This window comes from Candidatus Methanoperedens sp., assembly GCA_012026795.1.
Taxonomy (GTDB): Archaea; Halobacteriota; Methanosarcinia; order Methanosarcinales; family Methanoperedenaceae; genus Methanoperedens.
This window is the reverse complement of the sequence record VEPM01000049.1, coordinates 1-16,876: the sequence shown is the minus strand read 5'-3', so window position 1 is coordinate 16,876 and position 16,876 is coordinate 1. Positions and strand designations below refer to the sequence as shown.

Genomic DNA, 16,876 nt, shown 5'->3' with positions numbered 1-16,876 from the left:
GAAGCATTTATTCCGAATATAGCAGAATAAAAAATGAACTCAATTTTTTAGGATGAACGGAATATGTTATGGGATAATTTGGGGGGTCTGAATAGTCACCTAATAACTACCATATGAAATGAGACCAAATATATCTATCTCACGATTTTTATTATCTCCAGGCTCCTGAATTTTCAGCATTTCAGGAGGAATTTGTCCTTTCCATCACCATATGAGAGCATGAAAAAGAGCGTGTGTAGCAGTCACCCCAAACCCGTACGATGTACGAGGCCTGTATAAGATACATCAACCCAATTAATTCTTATTTTTCAGCTTCGTGCTATTTGAAGTCGGCGCTAAAGGCTCTGTAAAGCTCTGTTATTGAAAGTAATATCTTTGATTTGAGATATACTAAGATTTACATGATAAGCTTGATCAGTGGGTTTCCGTAAGGCTATTTTCATGACTGTATAAATAAGAAATATTATTATATTAAAAAATTATCTAATTTAAAAATGCTTTGTTTAGCACCAAACCAATGGATTTATATCTTTCTACACCATCCAAAACGGCATATTCCAAAATTCAATAATTTTGAAATATGATTAAACATATTGCCGACAGTTTAATAAACATCGTTAATAACCCTGATTAATATGACCGATTATTCCAAAAACAACTTAATGAAATTCATCAATCATAAGCCCGGGGACATCGAAATATGCGATGTCACTTTGCGGGATGGCGAACAGACGCCCGGCGTAGCTTTTTCGACACAGGAAAAAATCGCGATCGCCGAGAAACTTGACAGTATTGGCGTCGATGTTATTGAGGCCGGATTCCCGGTAGTATCGGCAGCTGAAGAAGCAACAGTCCGTGAAATCGCACACCTTGGGCTTGATGCAAAGGTATGCTGTCTTGCACGCTCGGTTGCAAAAGACGTTGACACTGCACTGAAATGCGATGTGGATTTCATAAGCATTTTTATAGCAACATCCGATCTGCATCTAAAATACAAATACCATAAAACGTTTGAAGAGGCTACATCCTGCGCCCTTGATGTGCTGGATTATGCCAAAGATCATGGCCTTATCGTGCGTTTTGCAGCTGAAGATGCAACCCGTACGGATATCAGTGTCTTAAAGTCTATTTTCAAATCAGCGGAAGACCATGGTGCAGATTATGTGAGTATTGCCGATACGGTAGGAATATTGAATCCCAGTACTGCGTTCTATCTTGTCAGCGAGATAAAGAAAACCATAAAAACCAGGTTGTGTATACACTGCCATAACGACCTGGGTATGGCTGTTGCGAACACGCTGAGCGGTGCCGAAGCAGGAGCTTTCCAGTTGCATACTACAGTCAACGGGATCGGGGAACGCTGCGGCAATGCTGCTCTTGAAGAACTGCTGGTGGGCCTGCGCGTTCAATACGGTATTGAAAGATATGATGTAAGCAAATTGACGGAGCTTTCAAAGCTTGTCGAAGAATATGCAGAAATACCGATCCCAAAGACAAAAGCGATAGTGGGAGCAAATGCATTTGCCCATGAATCGGGGATTCACGTTGCTGCTGTTCTTGAGGAACCAATGACTTATGAGTTGTTCGCTCCTGAAATGGTAGGCGCCAAACGGGAAATAATTATCGGAAAACACACAGGTTCAAAAGCCCTGAAAGGTGTAGTGCAAAAAATGGGATATGATCTGACACATGAGCAGATGTCCACGCTTCTGGATAAGGTCAAGAAATGCAGCGAGGCCAAGAAAAAGGTCACATGCGGCAGGCTTTCTGAGTTTATTAAGGAGCTTGAATGAAATAGTTTGAAAACCCAAAAGATTCACCAGGAAAACTTCAGAGAAAGTTTATTTCCCTTTCTTCCTGATAATTGCCACATCTCCCAGCGTGGTTCCCCTGATGAACCCGCCGCCCCTCTGGTCCTTGGAAGATACTTTTTCGGTAAGTTTGATATTTAATGTTGTTTCAAGCTTTTTCCGGACTGTATCCTCGGGTATAAGCTCCTCACGTTCGATCTTCCTGATCAGGGTAGCTTTTTCCATCATCCTGGATGCAAGATCTTCAATGGTCAATCCCTGGGATTCCCTTGCTTTCTTGATGACCTGCGCATAATCCGGCAGGATCTCATCCTCGAGCCTATCAAAAGCATCCCTTTTCGGCCTGTGTGTAACTATTACCCTTTCTGTCGGGGCCATTTTTCTTGACACCGGCGTCCATTTATCCTGCGGTTTTCCATATTGGGAGCATTTGATGCATACGTCCAGTACAGTCCCTTCGACTGTCACACGAATAGGGTTTCCCTTTATATTAGTACCACAAATTTCACATTCCATCACATCATCTCGACGAAAACTCTATATACCGTCCACGCTTAAATATCATTCGATGTCAGAATCCCAGGATAATCCCCAGGAAAGCCCGGTCTCAATGGGTAACAATGATTTTTCACGCTATCTGATGGACAGGATAAAAATGCTTGAGGAAAGAAACAATCTCCTCAGGGAACAGGCCAATAAGGTAGAAATGGAAAAGCGTTTTACTGAAAGCCAGGTGCTTAATTACGAAAGAGAGATACGGCAGCTGAAAAGCGAGCTTGAACGAATAAAAACCCCTCCGCTTGTTGTGGGTACTGTTGTGGATGTTCTTGATGGCGGGAAAGTGATAATCAGGAGCAGTACAGGCCCGCAGTTCGTTGTCGGATCAACCCAGTTAATCAACAGCTCGGAACTTGTGCCCGGAACTTCTGTTTCTTTAAACTACCAGAGCCTTGCTGTTGTCGGTATCCTTCCGTCATCAAAGGACCCGTTCGTACACGGTATGGAAGTCATAGAGTCGCCTGACGTTTCATATTCGGATATCGGGGGTCTTGAGGAAGCGATCCGTGAACTTCGAGAGACTGTTGAACTGCCGCTTACAAAACCGGAGGTATTCGAACGTATCGGGATTGAGCCTCCCAAAGGCATATTGTTATACGGCGCACCCGGAACAGGAAAATCCTTGCTTGCAAAAGCCGTTGCAAACCAGACAAAAGCAACATTTATCAGGATAGTGGGCTCGGAACTTGTACAAAAATATATCGGTGAAGGAGCGCGGCTTGTAAGGGACCTTTTCAAAATGGCAAAAGAAAAATCACCCAGCATCATATTCATAGACGAGCTTGATTCCATAGGAGCAAAAAGGATTGATTCGGCTACATCCGGGGATCGTGAAGTCCAGCGCACATTGATGCAGCTGCTTTCGGAAATGGATGGATTTAATCCAAGGGGGAATGTCAGGATCATCGCCGCAACCAACAGGCCTGATATTCTTGATCTTGCTCTTCTTCGCCCGGGACGATTTGACAGGTTCATTTCTATCCCGATGCCAAGCAAGGATGCGCGAAAAATGATACTAAAGATTCATTCCAGGAAAATGAAGCTATCAGAAGAGGTTGATTTTGAGGAACTGTCCTCACTTACTGATGGCGCGAATGGTTCCGACCTGAAGGCGATCGCAATGGAAGCAGGGATGTTCGCGGTAAGGGAAGAGCGCTTTGGTGTTGGAATGGAAGACTTCCAAAAAGCAATCAGGAAGTTATTGATCGCTCCCTCAAAGCTGAATCTACATTCAGAAGGCATGTTTGCCTGAATGAAGAGATAGTAACCTATTTCTTGAAGGTTGTATATAAGGCAATGAATTTGCCGAGGAATTAATGGACACTATCGCGAATATGCTTGAAAAGATCCTTGATGATCTGCAGTCAGTCGGAGGTGTCGAACTTTGCGCGATTGTTTCAAAACAAGGGTTACTTATGGTTTCCAGGGAAGCAAGTGCGGGACTTGATAGTGAAGCATTCGCTGCTTTAACTGCTACTTTATATATGTCGGCTGAATCTACCACAATACGATTGAGTAAACAGAAACCAAAATCCATAATTGTTCAAACTAATGATAAACAGCTGATAACATATACAGCCGGCCCGGATGCTTTGATAGTTGCTCTTGTGGGGAACGAAGGTTATATTGGCCTGATCTTGAGTGAGATAAAAAAAGCCGCAGAAAAAGCTATGAATGTCATATAAAAATCTCGAAAACTTTAATATTGAATAAGCCAGATATTAACCGGGAGTATAAAATACGATGAACGCCAGGCTTACATTATTGAGCATAATAATTCTGCTTGCAGCCGGATGCATCACAAAGGAGGATAATATCAGAGACAATATGGAGAAGATTTCAATCTCAGCAGATGGATTTAAAGAGGGGGACACGATACCTGACGAATTTACGTGTAATGGCAAGGATATTTCACCTTCACTTTCCTGGAAGGGGATACCAGCCGGGACAAAAAGTATCGCATTGATAATGGACGACCCGGATGCTTCGGGAGGACCATTCGTGCACTGGGTGCTGTATAACATGCCTGCCGGGATTCAGAAGCTGCCAGAAGGCATGCCACGTAACCAGACACTTAGTGATGGAAGCATGCAGGGTATGACTGATTTTGGACAGCCTGGATACGGAGGTCCCTGTCCTCCGCCCGGAAAACCGCACAGGTATTATTTTAAGGTATATGCGCTGGATATTAACCTTGGCCTGCCGCCGGGCGCTTCAAAGGATCAGCTTGAGAGCGCCATGCAGGGCCACATACTGGCAAAAGGTGAACTGATGGGTAAATACCAGGGGTAATTGACAGGAAAATATATCACCTATAGCAGTAGATTAATAACATGGGATAAAAGGTGAGATCATGACCACACAGAATAATCTGGAAAAAGCTTTTGCTGGAGAATCACAGGCGAACAGGAAATATCTTGCTTTTGCTGATAAAGCCGAGCAGGAAGGCTATAAGCAGGTAGCGAAACTGTTTCGCGCAGCCGCTGATGCTGAGACCGTACATGCCAAGAACCATCTGAGAGTAATGGGCGGAGTTGGGAAAACAAAGGATAATCTTAAGAGTGCAATCTCCGGGGAAACAGCGGAATTCAAGCGCATGTACCCGGAATTCATCGAGCAGGCAAAAAATGAAAATGCATCGGATGCAGCAATACTCAGCTTCGATGTGGCAAACCAGGTAGAGAAGATCCATGCAGGTCTTTACCAGAAAGCTCTTGATAATCTTGGCAAGAACAGGGAAACTGAGTATCATGTGTGCCAGATATGTGGAAATACGGTAGAAGGAGAAGCGCCTGATAAATGCCCTATATGCAATGCTCCAAAATCAATGTTTAAAAAGGTGGATTGAGGCGATAATAATGGCAAAGAAACTTGCGATAATATACGGTACGGGCTTTGGCAACACCGGCTTGATGGCAAAAGCCATAGAAGAAGGAGCAAGGGAGTCAGGTCTTGATGTTTTGATCAAGAAGGTGGATGAAGCAACCGTGGCTGATGTTGAAAATGCAGATGCAATAGCAATAGGCTTAGCAACCTACAAGGGCGCAGGAATGCCATCGGTTATCAAATATGTAGAAAGCCTGGCAAAAGTTCCCCTTAAGAACAAAGTCGGAACAGCCTTCGGGTCATACGGGTGGAGTGGGGAAGGTCCAATTGCCATAACTAAAACACTTTCCAGCTATGGGATGGATGTAATTGAACCGCCTCTTCGGATAAAGCGCATCCCTGAAGAAGAGGGCCTTGAGGAATGCAGGAAGCTTGGCAAACAGATTGCGGATAAGATTGAAAAAAGAACTTCTGAAGAAATGTAAGGCCATGGGAATACCTCTGGTAGGTTTTGCTCCCGTTGAGAGATGGAAAAACCCGCCTGAGGAGCTTCCCAATATTTTATCGCCATGGATACCTGAAGAATTCTGGCCGCAATCCATTTATCCTGAAGCTAAAACGGTAATAGTGATCGGGCTGCCCGTATCATTACCCATAGTTGAGACTGCGCCCTCTATCTATTACCATGAACTTTATAAAACAGTGAATTCAATGCTTGATTCTAAAGCCTATGAAATCGCGAATTTCCTGAATGAAAAAGGATTCAGTTCTATATATCTCCCAAGGGACGGATATGGTGATATAAAAATTTTGATAGATAAACCGTTCGCGTTTTTTTCTCATAAACACGCTGCATACCTTGCAGGGTTGGGTTCTTTCGGTCATAATAATGTACTGCTTACCCCCGAATATGGGCCAAGGGTCAGGTTTACATCGATTTTCACCTCGGCTAAAATAAAACCTGATCCTGTAAAGATCAAGGACATATGCATCCACTGCCTGATATGTGCAAAAAGTTGCCCTGCTGGCGCAATCCCGACAAAAGGCGATTTCCCGCCACCTGTTGATAAGAGAGCATGTGCGATACGCAGCGCCGGACTGAGGGACGAATTCAGGTCTCCATGTGGGATTTGCATTAAAATTTGCCCTGTGGGAAAAGACAGGGAATTGTTCGGGAGGAAGAATATATCCATATATTCCAAAAATAAAAAATATGAGAAATATCACAGTGCCTGGGAGCATGTAAGGAAATACGGGAGTAAAGGATAATTTTAAAATAGATTTTGAAAATTTTAAATATAATTAAAACCTTTAATGTTTATAATGGGTAACATGCAATTGCAATTTAACAGGATAACAATAATGAAATCGTATTCAGTATTTTTAATTTTGATAATTTTATCTATAGTCAATCCCGCATCCGCACGCGTTGAATTAACTGATTTCTTTTCGGATTTCACAACAAGCGATGTTACTATTAATTCAGATGCGGATTTCAACGGAAAAGTAATTTTCGAACTTTTATACTCAGGTGAACTCGTTGAATCTCATGAAGTTCCGGTTAATGCCAGGGCAGGAGAGCCTTTGACCAAAGTCATAATATGGCAGGAAAAACCCAGGCATGATTTTTATACTGCCAGGGTCGCATTATTTGAAGGGGACAGGCTCGTCTCCAACAACTCATATCCTATCGCTTACGGAACTGTCACTCTGCCCTCTTTCCAGGTCGTGGATTTTTCACCATCAAACAGCGGAGTACAGTTATTGCTTCGTTCTTTTAATCCCACAGTGACGGATATTAAAATTGAATTGCTGGATAATAACGACATTGTTTACTCTAAAACCAGGGAGGATATATCAATTACAACCAGCACTGACCTGCAAATACTGTGGCCTTTCCTGCTCACTGATAACAAGAACTATATTGTCCGGGCAAAAATATTCACCCACAGGCTGTATGCGCCTCCTCTTGTCAATACATATATAGCCGGATTCACAGCCACAGACGATGTTGAGATACTGCCTGCCGATGTGCAGGTGGACGAATACGGCGCAAGCGTTACTATACAGGGAAAATCACAGGTCCCTTTTGATGGATCAATTGTTGTTTCTGCAAAGAACAGGACAACAGGAGAAACGCAGGTATACAGGCAGCAGCTTGAAGACATACTCACATCAGGGAAAGAATCAACTGCTGGCGTTGTATGGAAAGGAATCGCACCCGGGAATTATGATGTGATCCTGGAGGCGGTGAACCATAAAAACATTACGATAGACAAATATGAAACCGTACTCAAGATACCGGAGTATCCGACTGCGAATATAACTTCGCCTGCAAACAGCACACCCGGATTCGAAGGGATCGTTTTCCTGATCGTCCTGGTGGTAATAGTAATATCCCGGAAATTGAAAGTTTAAGAGGTGTTTAATGTTTGATCTCATCCTTAAGAACATCATACATCGAAAACTCAGGGCAGGGCTAACAGTTTTCGGTATTGCGCTCGGGATACTTGCAGTTATTGTTATGGGAGGGATGTCTGAGCATTTCAACATGACTTTTGATAAATCCATAAGTTTGACAGCAGATAAGATCCGCGTATTCCCGGAAATAGGATTCGGGGGCGGGGATCTTAACAATTCAAAAGCAAGGGAAGTAAAAAGGGTAACTGGTGTCGCCGATGCCTATGGGATTTTGCAGGCTGCGCTTGATCCTGAAAGCCTGGGTTTTTTTGGCGGTGATGTGGTGATTGGAGTACAACCTGAAAAACAACTCTCCTTATTAAAAGATACAAAACTTACGCAGGGCAGGTTCCTGGCTGTGGGTGATGGTTACAGGGCAGTACTTGGCAGCAGCGTTGCGCGCGAGTTTAACCTGAAAGCAGGAGATGAACTCCAGATAAAGAGCAAGCGCGTACAGCGCGCTTCATCAATAACCCATACGAGGAATTTTACAGTTGTTGGAATAATGGAATATACGGGTTCTTTCTTTGATAATGGCGTTATAATCCCGCTTGATATAGCACAAAAATTTTATGATCGCGGGGATACGGTGTCTTTTATTCTCGCTGTCCCTGATCAGGGCACGGATGCAGAAGATCTTTCTAAAAGGATAGAACTGAATGTGGAAAAAATAAAGACATTTTCTCCTGAGCAGTTGCGTAAGCAAATCGAGCAGTCACTTGTTATTTTCACTCTTATAACAATAAGTGCTGCCGTACTTGCAGCAATTATCGGGGGCTTAAGTGTTGTGAACACAATGCTGATGTCGGTTTCGGAAAGAACAAAGGAATTCGGGCTCATGAAAGCCTTGGGAGCCGAGACAAAGGATATTCTTTTTATGACAATGGGAGAAGCAGCTTTAATGGGAGTACTTGGCGGCATATGCGGAATACTTGCAGGCGGAGCCCTTGTATATTATTTGAATGATTATCTTGCTTCCCGTGGCACTGTTCTTTTTTCGATCACTCCGAGACTACTTTTTATCGCGATTGTTTTTTCAACTCTTCTCGGGGTACTATCAGGCCTGTACCCGGCTTACAGGGCAGCAAAGATGAGTCCGATGGAGGCGCTGCGGTATGAATGATCTCATAATTCGGAATATCACCCAGAGAAAATTCAGGACAGGTTTAACCGTGTTCGGGATAGCACTCGGGATATTTGCTGTCATGGTCATGGGCGGGATGTCGGAATATTTTAACCGCCATTCAGAAAACACATTGAAACTTGTGGATAAAATCCAGGTTGTTCCTGAAACAGGATATCTGGGAGGAAGCATAGATGAATCCACTGTAAGAAAAGTCAAGCGTGTTCCAGGTGTTTATGATGCATATGGCTTATTGTGGATGCCTTATGATGTTGAAGGGATAGGGTTGATTGGAGATTATGTCGTGGGAATCCCTGTCGATAAGCAAGAACCCACATTGAAAGATACAAAATTGAAAAGTGGGAGACTCCTCCTTCCGGGTGACACTTACAGGGCTGTACTGGGCAGCAATGTTGAACGGGAATTCAAAATAAAAGCAGGGGATGAACTTCCCATAAAATCAAAAAGATTCAGGGGCACTTCTTCCATAACCCATGAAAGAAATTTTACTGTTGTGGGAATACTGGAATATACAAGCTCGGATTATGACAATATTATTGCGATTCCACTTGAAACAGCACAAAAATTTTATGAGCTTGAAAATACGGTTTCTTATATATGGGTCATACCTGAGCCGTCGGCTGACGGGGAAGACCTTGCAAAAAGAATAGAACTGAGCGTTGAAAAAATCACGGCCTTATCGCCTCAAAAACTCAGGGAACAAGTAGAAAAAACACTTGTAGTTATCAATTTGATAACTCTGAGTTCGGCAATCCTTGCAGCTATCATTGGAGGTTTAAGCGTAATGAACACCATGTTGATGTCGGTTTCGGAAAGGATAAAAGATTTCGGTCTCATGAAAGCAATGGGCGCAGAGGTAAGGGATATTCTTTATCTTACCATGGGAGAATCTGCGCTTATGGGGATACTTGGCGGGATTATCGGGATAACCGGAGGTGGAATATTCATATATTATATGAATGAATACCTTTCTACCATGGGAATGGTGCTTTTTGCTATCACACCAAGGCTTATTATAATATCACTGCTTTTTGCAACTCTTCTCGGGACTTTTTCGGGCACTATTCCAGCGTATCGTGCAACGAAAATGAATCCCATGGAGGCCATGAAGTATGGATGAACCTATCCTGAGTGTCAGGAACCTATCAAAAACCTATATGCAGGGAAAAATCCCTGTGCATGCCCTGACTGATGTGAGTTTTGAGGTCATGAAAGGTGAGTTCCTGAGCATTATAGGGCCATCGGGAAGCGGTAAATCCACGTTCCTTTCAATGATAGGGCTTCTTGATAGACCAACAAAAGGCAGCGTGTTTATTGATGGGGTCGAGGTCACAAAAGCAACAGATAACGAAGCACCGAAAATCCGCCGCGAAAAGATCGGTTTTGTATTCCAGCATTTTAATCTCATACCCACGCTTTCAGCTTTTGAAAACGTTGATATTGCGATGCGGTTTGCAAGGGTTGCGAAAAGCAAGCGAAAAGAAAGAGCGACAGAGCTTCTCACCCGGATGGGGCTTCGTGACAGGATGAACCATAAGCCATCTGAATTATCAGGCGGGGAGCAGCAGCGGGTCGCGATCGCGCGGGCTATGGCGAACAATCCCGCGATCATACTTGCTGATGAGCCTACGGGGGAAGTGGATACAAAGACGAGGGATATGATCGTGGAACTCCTTCGCGGACTAAGTGAAAACGGGCAGACTATACTTGTTGTGACCCATGATACTGCGGTTTCAGCAAGGACCAGGAGAGTAATAAAAATGCGGGATGGGAGGATCGAAAGTGATACGATAAACGCCGCTGATGAAATTAAAACCTCCTGAATATTCATAACTATAGAAGCATAGTTATGTATCCCGGACAATCTATATCAATAAAACAATTCAAACAGTCTTTGCGGTGAATAAAATCAACCATGCCCGACCTCATAATCAAGAATGCAAGAATTTTCATAAACGATGCTATCCAGCCCGCTGAAATAGCCGTGGATAACGGAAAAATCTCAAAGATCGGAAAAATCGTTGGACAGCAGGATGTGAACGAGATCATAGATGCAAAAGGCGCGCTTATCCTGCCAGGGGCTATTGATGTCCACGTTCATTTTCGTGACCCTGGAATGACAAAGAAGGAGAACTGGTATACAGGTTCATGCGCAGCGGCAGCCGGGGGCGTTACGATGGTCATAGACCATCCCAACACGATTCCACCTACAATAGATCGCTCCTCGTTCAAGGAAAAGCTAAAAGAATCCAGGAAATCAATAATCGATTATGGTATCAATGCAGGGGTAACAGCAAATCTTACGAATTTTAAAGATCTCTGGGAACTTGGGGCAACTGCATTCGGTGAGATATTCATGGCAGAATCCACAGGATCGCTGAATGTTAATGATGGGACATTGAAAGAAGCGTTTGAGGCAATTGGAAATCTTGGCGCAGTTGCCTGTATTCATGCTGAGGACGAAGAGACAGGAAAGAATTTCGCACATCTGCTTAAAGGGAATCTTGCACCTGAGTCGTATTCCAAGTCCCGTCCCAATTTATCTGAAAAAATCGCGGTGGAAAAAGCGATAAAGCTTGCAATGGATGCAACAAAGCTGCATTTCTGCCATATCAGTGCACTTGAGAGCCTCAACGTGATAAGGGAAGCAAAAACTGAAAATAAAAATATAACCTGCGAAGTAACACCCCACCATCTTTTCCTATCCACAAGGGATTACAGGCGGCTGGGAACGCTGGGAAAAATGAACCCGCCACTTCGTGATTTTCCATCCCAGCAAAGTCTCTGGGCAGGATTGAATGACGGAACTATAGATATAGTAGCCTCAGACCATGCCCCGCATCTTGAATCCGAGAAAATGACCGATATATGGTCTGCTCCGGCGGGTGTTCCAGGTGTTGAAACAATGATGCCCCTGATGCTTATGGCAGTAAAGCGAAATTTTCTTACACTGAAACGGGTGATTGAAATAACAAGCCAGAACCCTGCAAGAATATTCAACCTGAAAAAAGGCGTAATTGCGCCTGGATATGATGCTGATATGATAATTGTGGGTGAAGAAAAAGAGATCCGTAAAGAAAAACTTCACAGCAAAGCAGGATGGACACCTTTTAATGGCATGAAAGGTTTGTTTCCAGGAATGACTATCTCACGCGGCGAAGTAGTTTTAGAAGACGGTGAAATAATTGCAAGGAGTGGCCGTGGTCGGTTCAATCCCGGGCAGGGATTGAATACAGGAGATGAGCCTGGAGATGAATGAAAAGGGTAATATATAGTGAACCATAATATTAAAAGGAATATAATTGCAATGCAGAAACAACTTTTCAGGAGGGGTTTAGAGGTATAAGACGATAGCCCTTGTTACGGATGATTTTCCTGTATATCATTCCATCATTGAGGAAGCCCGATCCCGTAAATTGAATATCCCTGTCCTGAATCCCAAAGAACGCATACCTCCGCACGTTGGTGTTATCATTACTACAGAGAGTGAATTTGAGTTTATTGATTTTGATCATGGCAGGATTATTATCGCTGATAACAGGCCACAGGCAACCCTTGATAAAGCGCTTTCCATGCTGTCAGGACAGGATTTCGAACATTTGGTTATAGGAATAGACCCTGGAAAATATCCGGGTGTTGCCATACTTGGAAATAACAAGACAATTTCTGTTCATCATGTCTCTGTGGGTGATGTCTGCCCGCTTATAAAGCGAACAATGCAGGAATTTGAGAATAAAAAAATCATTGTAAGGATAGGTCATGGTGCAAGACTGATACGTTCACAATTGATCAACGGGATACTTGATCTTGGAATTCAGGTAGAGATGGTAGATGAAACCGGAACAACACCGCATCTTGGAAAAGGAGTTCATGGACAGGTGATATCTGATATTATTGCAGCAATTAATATTGCATTGATCCCCGGAAAAATTATGGGAAAACAATTCATTGAGCCTTCGAATGGGGAAGTAAGGGTAATTCAGGAATCAAGCCGGGAATACAGTAACGGTCGTTCGACTATTCCGCGGCTTCTCGCAAGAGCCGTTGCAAAAGGGGAATTGACCCTTGATGAAGCTATGGAAAGACACAAGAACGATTAGCGTTTTGATACCCTGTTCCTTGTTGTCCTTGCTGAAATCCATGCGCCTATAACTGCAATTAATACTGCCACTATCACGCTTCCGAGTACAAACTGGCGACCATTATTGATTATAGGATATTTGTCCATTGCTTCCCGTATAACAAGTATGTATGTGCTTCCAGCCCATAAGATAATACCTGCAGCAAACACAAAGAACGGATGTGACCAGTGCCTTCCGATCTTTTCTTTAGACAGATGCAGGTCAAAAATTATGCCAATATTGATTATTACACCTGCAATTGCATACCACCATATGGAGGCATTGATGTAACCCATAAGCAGGACAAGATATCCCACAAGTATCGGCTCATTATAATATTCCCAGAGCATAATACCACCCTGCACAGTACCAATGAGTGATAGTATTATGGCTGCCAGGTACATAACAAAAGTAATATTTCCTCCATACAGGGATTTCATCATAGTTCCTTTGAAACTATCCACGACATCATCAAGACCTGTCCCCCGAAATAGCATATAAAGGCCAATGCTTGCAGTTATTGCCATTACTGCGATCTCAGGGCGGTCAAAATATAATGAAATCGCATAGATCAGGAAAACAAGGCCGATCGGAACGAAAAAAGTATGTGATATTTTTGGGTCGTTGAATGCTTTTCTGATTATATAATATGTGCTTTCCAGATTCTCATGCTGCTTTACGATTATTCTATGAACGGCATCAACTTTTACTCTGGATTGTATGATTGGCAATACAGATTCATCTTCTGCCCCATCAGAAACAAGTATAACTTTAAGTGGTTTTAGCTCAAGGAGAATTCTGTCAAGCTGCTCTGCGATTTTCCTGTCAGCCAGTATTCCGACTTTTTTATCCCCGGCTATTGAAATGATCTCTACATTCTCTTTCTGGGCAATGAGTTTATCATAAACATTAATGCCGCCAAAAATTGTGTTGATATCCGAATCTTCCGGGTCGCTGGAAGCAAGTTTGACCGCAGCATCGATATTTGCAGTGCGCCCGATTATCGGGCTTTCCACTTTTCCCTTTTCTCCAAGGTCGTTGTCCCTGTCAATACATATGATAAGCGTATGCATTGCACTCTGTTATCTTCATGTATATATAAATAACATTCGTATCAATTTTATAAATTGCAAATATCTTTATATCAAAATATCTTTTATTTGGGGAAAAGACTCCATAAATCAATAATTTTTATTGACAAATATATGATCCCGATACTTTTTATTGTTTTTGCGATTGATATCACCACCATGAACCTTTTAGTTTCATAATTTTCAACTCCTGCAACCATTGGGGCAAGGTCGCCAACAATCGGGATCCATGGGGAGATGATTAGCAGGAATGCACCGTATTTGCGAAAATATAATTGCATCATCAGTTCCTTTTTCCGGTCATGGAATGGTATGATCTTTCGGATTTTATATTTTCCTAATAAATATCCAATATATGCTCCTGCGATTGATCCTATTATCAAAATCAATAATACTATCTCAGGTTTTTTTCCAACATCCAGTAATCCGAAAACAACGGGTTCTGTCGGTATTGGTATTATGGATGAAATGAGGGCTATAAGAAGAAGTCCTGCCATCCCATAAGATATGAAAATTTCAAATAATACCATTTTTATTGCTTATTTTTTGAAGAATTATTTTTAGTTTTATTTTTGCTTTTACTTGATTTAACTTCCTTTACTTCAATTTTTGGCTCTTTTACCGATCCATTCTTCTTTTCTTCTTCAACCTTCTTCTGCCATTCAATAAAATTACAGTGTGGGCATCCGATTTCCCAGGGTCGTTTCCCTTTGTTCACTATTTTAATATGAAAGAGACCATGGTCATTGCATTTTTTTTCAGTGACTACGATCTGTCCGATTTTAGGCAATGGAAGAGTGAAATCACAATTCGGATACCCCGAACATCCGATAAATCTTGAACCTTTCTTTGATTTTCGGATGATAAGGTCAGAAGAACATTTCTGGCATGTACCAATAACCCTGTCTTCATATAATCCGTTCCTCAGGGATTCACTTATCAGGTCCTTGTTTTTGGTCATATCCTTGAATACTTCGCCCAGCATGTCCCTTGATTCCCTGACAACGAAATCTTCGGTAATTTTGCCTTCGGAAATCTCATCCATGTCTTTTTCAAGTTTGCTTGTCATGTCGGGTTTAGTGATGGTGCTTGCATATTTTTCAAGCGCTTCAACAACTGCAAAGGCAGTTTTTGTGGGCTGGATTGGATTTCCGTGAACATACGCCCTGGAATAGAGTTTGGATATTATTTCGTGGCGCGTGGATTTAGTTCCCAGGCCCAGGTCTTCCATTATCTTGATAAGATGACCCTGCCCGTATCTTGAAGGAGGCTGTGTCTCTTTTCCAATAAGATTTACTTCTTTTACTGTGAGGGATTGGCCTTCTGTTAACTCTGGCAGTATCCTGTCTTCTGGCAGATTATACGAATAATACCATCTCCAACCAGGTTCCATCAGTCTTGCCCCGTTCGCCCCAAAATCCTCACCACTGATATCAACTGTTACAGCCATTGTTTCCCAGAGTGTTTCGCCCGCAAATGTTGCGAAGAACCGCCGGACTACAAGCTCATATAATTTCCATTCATCATCTTTAAGCTGACTTCTCTTTACGGGTGTCGCGGGATGTATAGGCGGGTGGTCGGTAGTTTCTTTCTTGCCTCTTGTGGGCTGGAGTTTTCCGGATAATAGCTTCTGTGCATATTCTTTGAATTCTGTGTCCAGGAAAGATTCAATGATTCCTTTCGTGTCAAGTGTTTCAGGATAAACGGTATTATCAGTACGTGGATACGAGATGTAACCATTCACGTAAAGGAATTCTGCTATCCTCATGGCATTTGAAGGGGATATTCCGATAGAGCTTGCCGCTCTTAAGAATTCGGTGGTATTAAACGGAATTGGGGGTTTTTCGCTTCGTTTTCCAAGTGTGATACTGTTTACTGTTCCGGTTTTTCCAAGTTTTGCCCTTGTCGCTTCAGCTTCTGCCTGATCAAGGAATCGTCCCTTTTTGTGCTGTGCTTCAAATTCCCCGCCATTTTTAAGTGTAGCGTACAGTTCCCAGTAAGGGACAGGAATAAATGTTTCGCGTTCTTTTTCACGGTTCACGATGATTGCAAGGGTAGGTGACTGCACTCTCCCCACTGACAGGAATTTATCCCCAAGCCTTCCTGAACTCAATGAGACAAAGCGGGTAAGAACCGCACCCCATATGAGGTCTATGACCTGCCGTGACTCGCCGGCAGCAGCAAGATTAAAATCAATTTTTACCGGGGCAGAAAAAGCTTTTTTGATCTCTGCCGGAGTTATCGTGCTGTAGTGGACACGGTCCGCGGGAATATCCGGGTTTACTTTTTTTACTACATTCAATGCTTCTACGCCTATCAATTCACCTTCACGGTCATAGTCAGTGGCAATTGTCAGGTGTTGTGCAGTTTTTCCCAGTTTTCGAATCGCAGTTACAATGTTGGCCTGGGTTGGGTTTGTATGAACTTCTGCATGTATCAGGTTCTGTAGATCTGTTTTCTGCCAGTTATTGTATTCCTTCGGAAAATCCACTTCTACTATGTGCCCGGATAAGCCAATCACGGCGGTTTCGTTGAATTTATATGTATCAACACCATTCACTCTTTCTTTATCTGGCTTTTTATCGGATAGTATTGCTGCGATTCTTTTGGCAGTGTCATGCTTTTCTGTTATTATTAAATGCATCGTGTACCCTCGGAGGTGTCTGGATAAGAATGTAAGTTGTTTATATAGGTTTGGTTATAATTGAATATATATTTATTTATATATGGGTTATTCCGGGCTTAATAAGTTGTAATTTCATTTGCCAAGGGAAACTGTTATATACGGTTTAAAACATACAGGACGCTTCCTGCTTGTGAAAACAGGAATGTGTGTTGTAGGAAAAACAAATATGTTTTTCGGAT

The 16,876-nt window shown here is 42.7% G+C and carries 17 protein-coding genes; 13 read left to right on the top strand and 4 right to left on the bottom strand.

Going from position 1 to position 16,876, the window contains the following annotated elements:
* Positions 1 to 635: 635 nt before the first annotated feature.
* Entirely contained in the window at positions 636 to 1,793 is a 1,158-nt protein-coding gene (gene aksA / locus FIB07_17580; protein ID NJD54656.1) for a homoaconitate hydratase, read from the top strand.
* A gap of 48 nt (positions 1,794 to 1,841) precedes the next feature.
* On the opposite strand, the gene FIB07_17575 is transcribed toward aksA, so the two are convergent.
* Positions 1,842 to 2,327 carry a TIGR00270 family protein gene (locus FIB07_17575; GenBank protein ID NJD54655.1) on the bottom strand — a complete coding sequence of 162 codons (486 nt, stop codon included), beginning with the start codon at positions 2,325 to 2,327 and terminating at the stop codon, positions 1,842 to 1,844.
* A gap of 52 nt (positions 2,328 to 2,379) precedes the next feature.
* On the opposite strand from FIB07_17575, the gene pan reads away from it, so the two are divergent.
* The 12 genes from pan to FIB07_17515 all read left to right on the top strand — a co-directional run bounded on the left by pan (position 2,380) and on the right by FIB07_17515 (position 12,899).
* A complete protein-coding gene (gene pan / locus FIB07_17570) occupies positions 2,380 to 3,621 on the top strand; it encodes a proteasome-activating nucleotidase (GenBank protein NJD54654.1) in 1,242 nt (413 codons plus the stop codon).
* Positions 3,622 to 3,685: 64 nt separating this feature from the next.
* A complete protein-coding gene (locus FIB07_17565) occupies positions 3,686 to 4,054 on the top strand; it encodes a hypothetical protein (GenBank protein ID NJD54653.1) in 369 nt (122 codons plus the stop codon).
* Positions 4,055 to 4,112: 58 nt separating this feature from the next.
* Positions 4,113 to 4,661: a YbhB/YbcL family Raf kinase inhibitor-like protein gene (locus FIB07_17560; GenBank protein NJD54652.1), complete on the top strand. Its 549-nt coding sequence runs from the start codon at positions 4,113 to 4,115 to the stop codon at positions 4,659 to 4,661.
* A gap of 61 nt (positions 4,662 to 4,722) precedes the next feature.
* Positions 4,723 to 5,217: a rubrerythrin family protein gene (locus tag FIB07_17555; GenBank protein ID NJD54651.1), complete on the top strand. Its 495-nt coding sequence runs from the start codon at positions 4,723 to 4,725 to the stop codon at positions 5,215 to 5,217.
* The gene (locus tag FIB07_17550; GenBank protein ID NJD54650.1) at positions 5,183 to 5,680 is read left to right on the top strand and encodes an FprA family A-type flavoprotein; all 498 of its coding nucleotides are present in this window, start codon (positions 5,183 to 5,185) and stop codon (positions 5,678 to 5,680) included. The genes FIB07_17555 and FIB07_17550 overlap by 35 nt, the downstream gene beginning before the upstream one ends.
* Before the next feature lie 4 nt (positions 5,681 to 5,684).
* Positions 5,685 to 6,464: an epoxyqueuosine reductase gene (locus tag FIB07_17545; GenBank protein ID NJD54649.1), complete on the top strand. Its 780-nt coding sequence runs from the start codon at positions 5,685 to 5,687 to the stop codon at positions 6,462 to 6,464.
* A gap of 93 nt (positions 6,465 to 6,557) precedes the next feature.
* Complete coding sequence (locus FIB07_17540; GenBank protein NJD54648.1) at positions 6,558 to 7,613, top strand: hypothetical protein; 1,056 nt, start codon at positions 6,558 to 6,560, stop codon at positions 7,611 to 7,613.
* Positions 7,614 to 7,623: 10 nt separating this feature from the next.
* On the top strand, positions 7,624 to 8,778 hold the full coding sequence (locus tag FIB07_17535) for an ABC transporter permease (GenBank protein ID NJD54647.1): 1,155 nt from the start codon (positions 7,624 to 7,626) through the stop codon (positions 8,776 to 8,778).
* Entirely contained in the window at positions 8,771 to 9,919 is a 1,149-nt protein-coding gene (locus tag FIB07_17530; protein NJD54646.1) for an ABC transporter permease, read from the top strand. The genes FIB07_17535 and FIB07_17530 overlap by 8 nt, the downstream gene beginning before the upstream one ends.
* Positions 9,912 to 10,622: an ABC transporter ATP-binding protein gene (locus FIB07_17525; GenBank protein NJD54645.1), complete on the top strand. Its 711-nt coding sequence runs from the start codon at positions 9,912 to 9,914 to the stop codon at positions 10,620 to 10,622. Before FIB07_17530 ends, FIB07_17525 begins: the two co-directional genes overlap by 8 nt.
* 92 nt (positions 10,623 to 10,714) lie before the next feature.
* On the top strand, positions 10,715 to 12,058 hold the full coding sequence (locus tag FIB07_17520) for a dihydroorotase (GenBank protein ID NJD54644.1): 1,344 nt from the start codon (positions 10,715 to 10,717) through the stop codon (positions 12,056 to 12,058).
* A 190-nt stretch (positions 12,059 to 12,248) separates the two neighbouring features.
* A complete protein-coding gene (locus tag FIB07_17515; GenBank protein ID NJD54643.1) occupies positions 12,249 to 12,899 on the top strand; it encodes a hypothetical protein in 651 nt (216 codons plus the stop codon).
* On the opposite strand, the gene FIB07_17510 is transcribed toward FIB07_17515, so the two are convergent.
* The 3 genes from FIB07_17510 to FIB07_17500 all read right to left on the bottom strand — a co-directional run bounded on the left by FIB07_17510 (position 12,896) and on the right by FIB07_17500 (position 16,655).
* Positions 12,896 to 13,993 (bottom strand): DUF373 family protein, encoded by a 1,098-nt coding sequence (locus tag FIB07_17510; GenBank protein NJD54642.1) that lies wholly within the window; start codon positions 13,991 to 13,993, stop codon positions 12,896 to 12,898. The genes FIB07_17515 and FIB07_17510 overlap by 4 nt on opposite strands.
* An 83-nt stretch (positions 13,994 to 14,076) precedes the next feature.
* Positions 14,077 to 14,541, bottom strand: coding sequence for a DedA family protein (locus FIB07_17505; GenBank protein NJD54641.1), 465 nt, complete (start codon positions 14,539 to 14,541; stop codon positions 14,077 to 14,079).
* Positions 14,542 to 14,543: 2 nt separating this feature from the next.
* Positions 14,544 to 16,655, bottom strand: coding sequence for a DNA topoisomerase I (locus tag FIB07_17500; GenBank protein NJD54640.1), 2,112 nt, complete (start codon positions 16,653 to 16,655; stop codon positions 14,544 to 14,546).
* Positions 16,656 to 16,876: the final 221 nt, after the last annotated feature.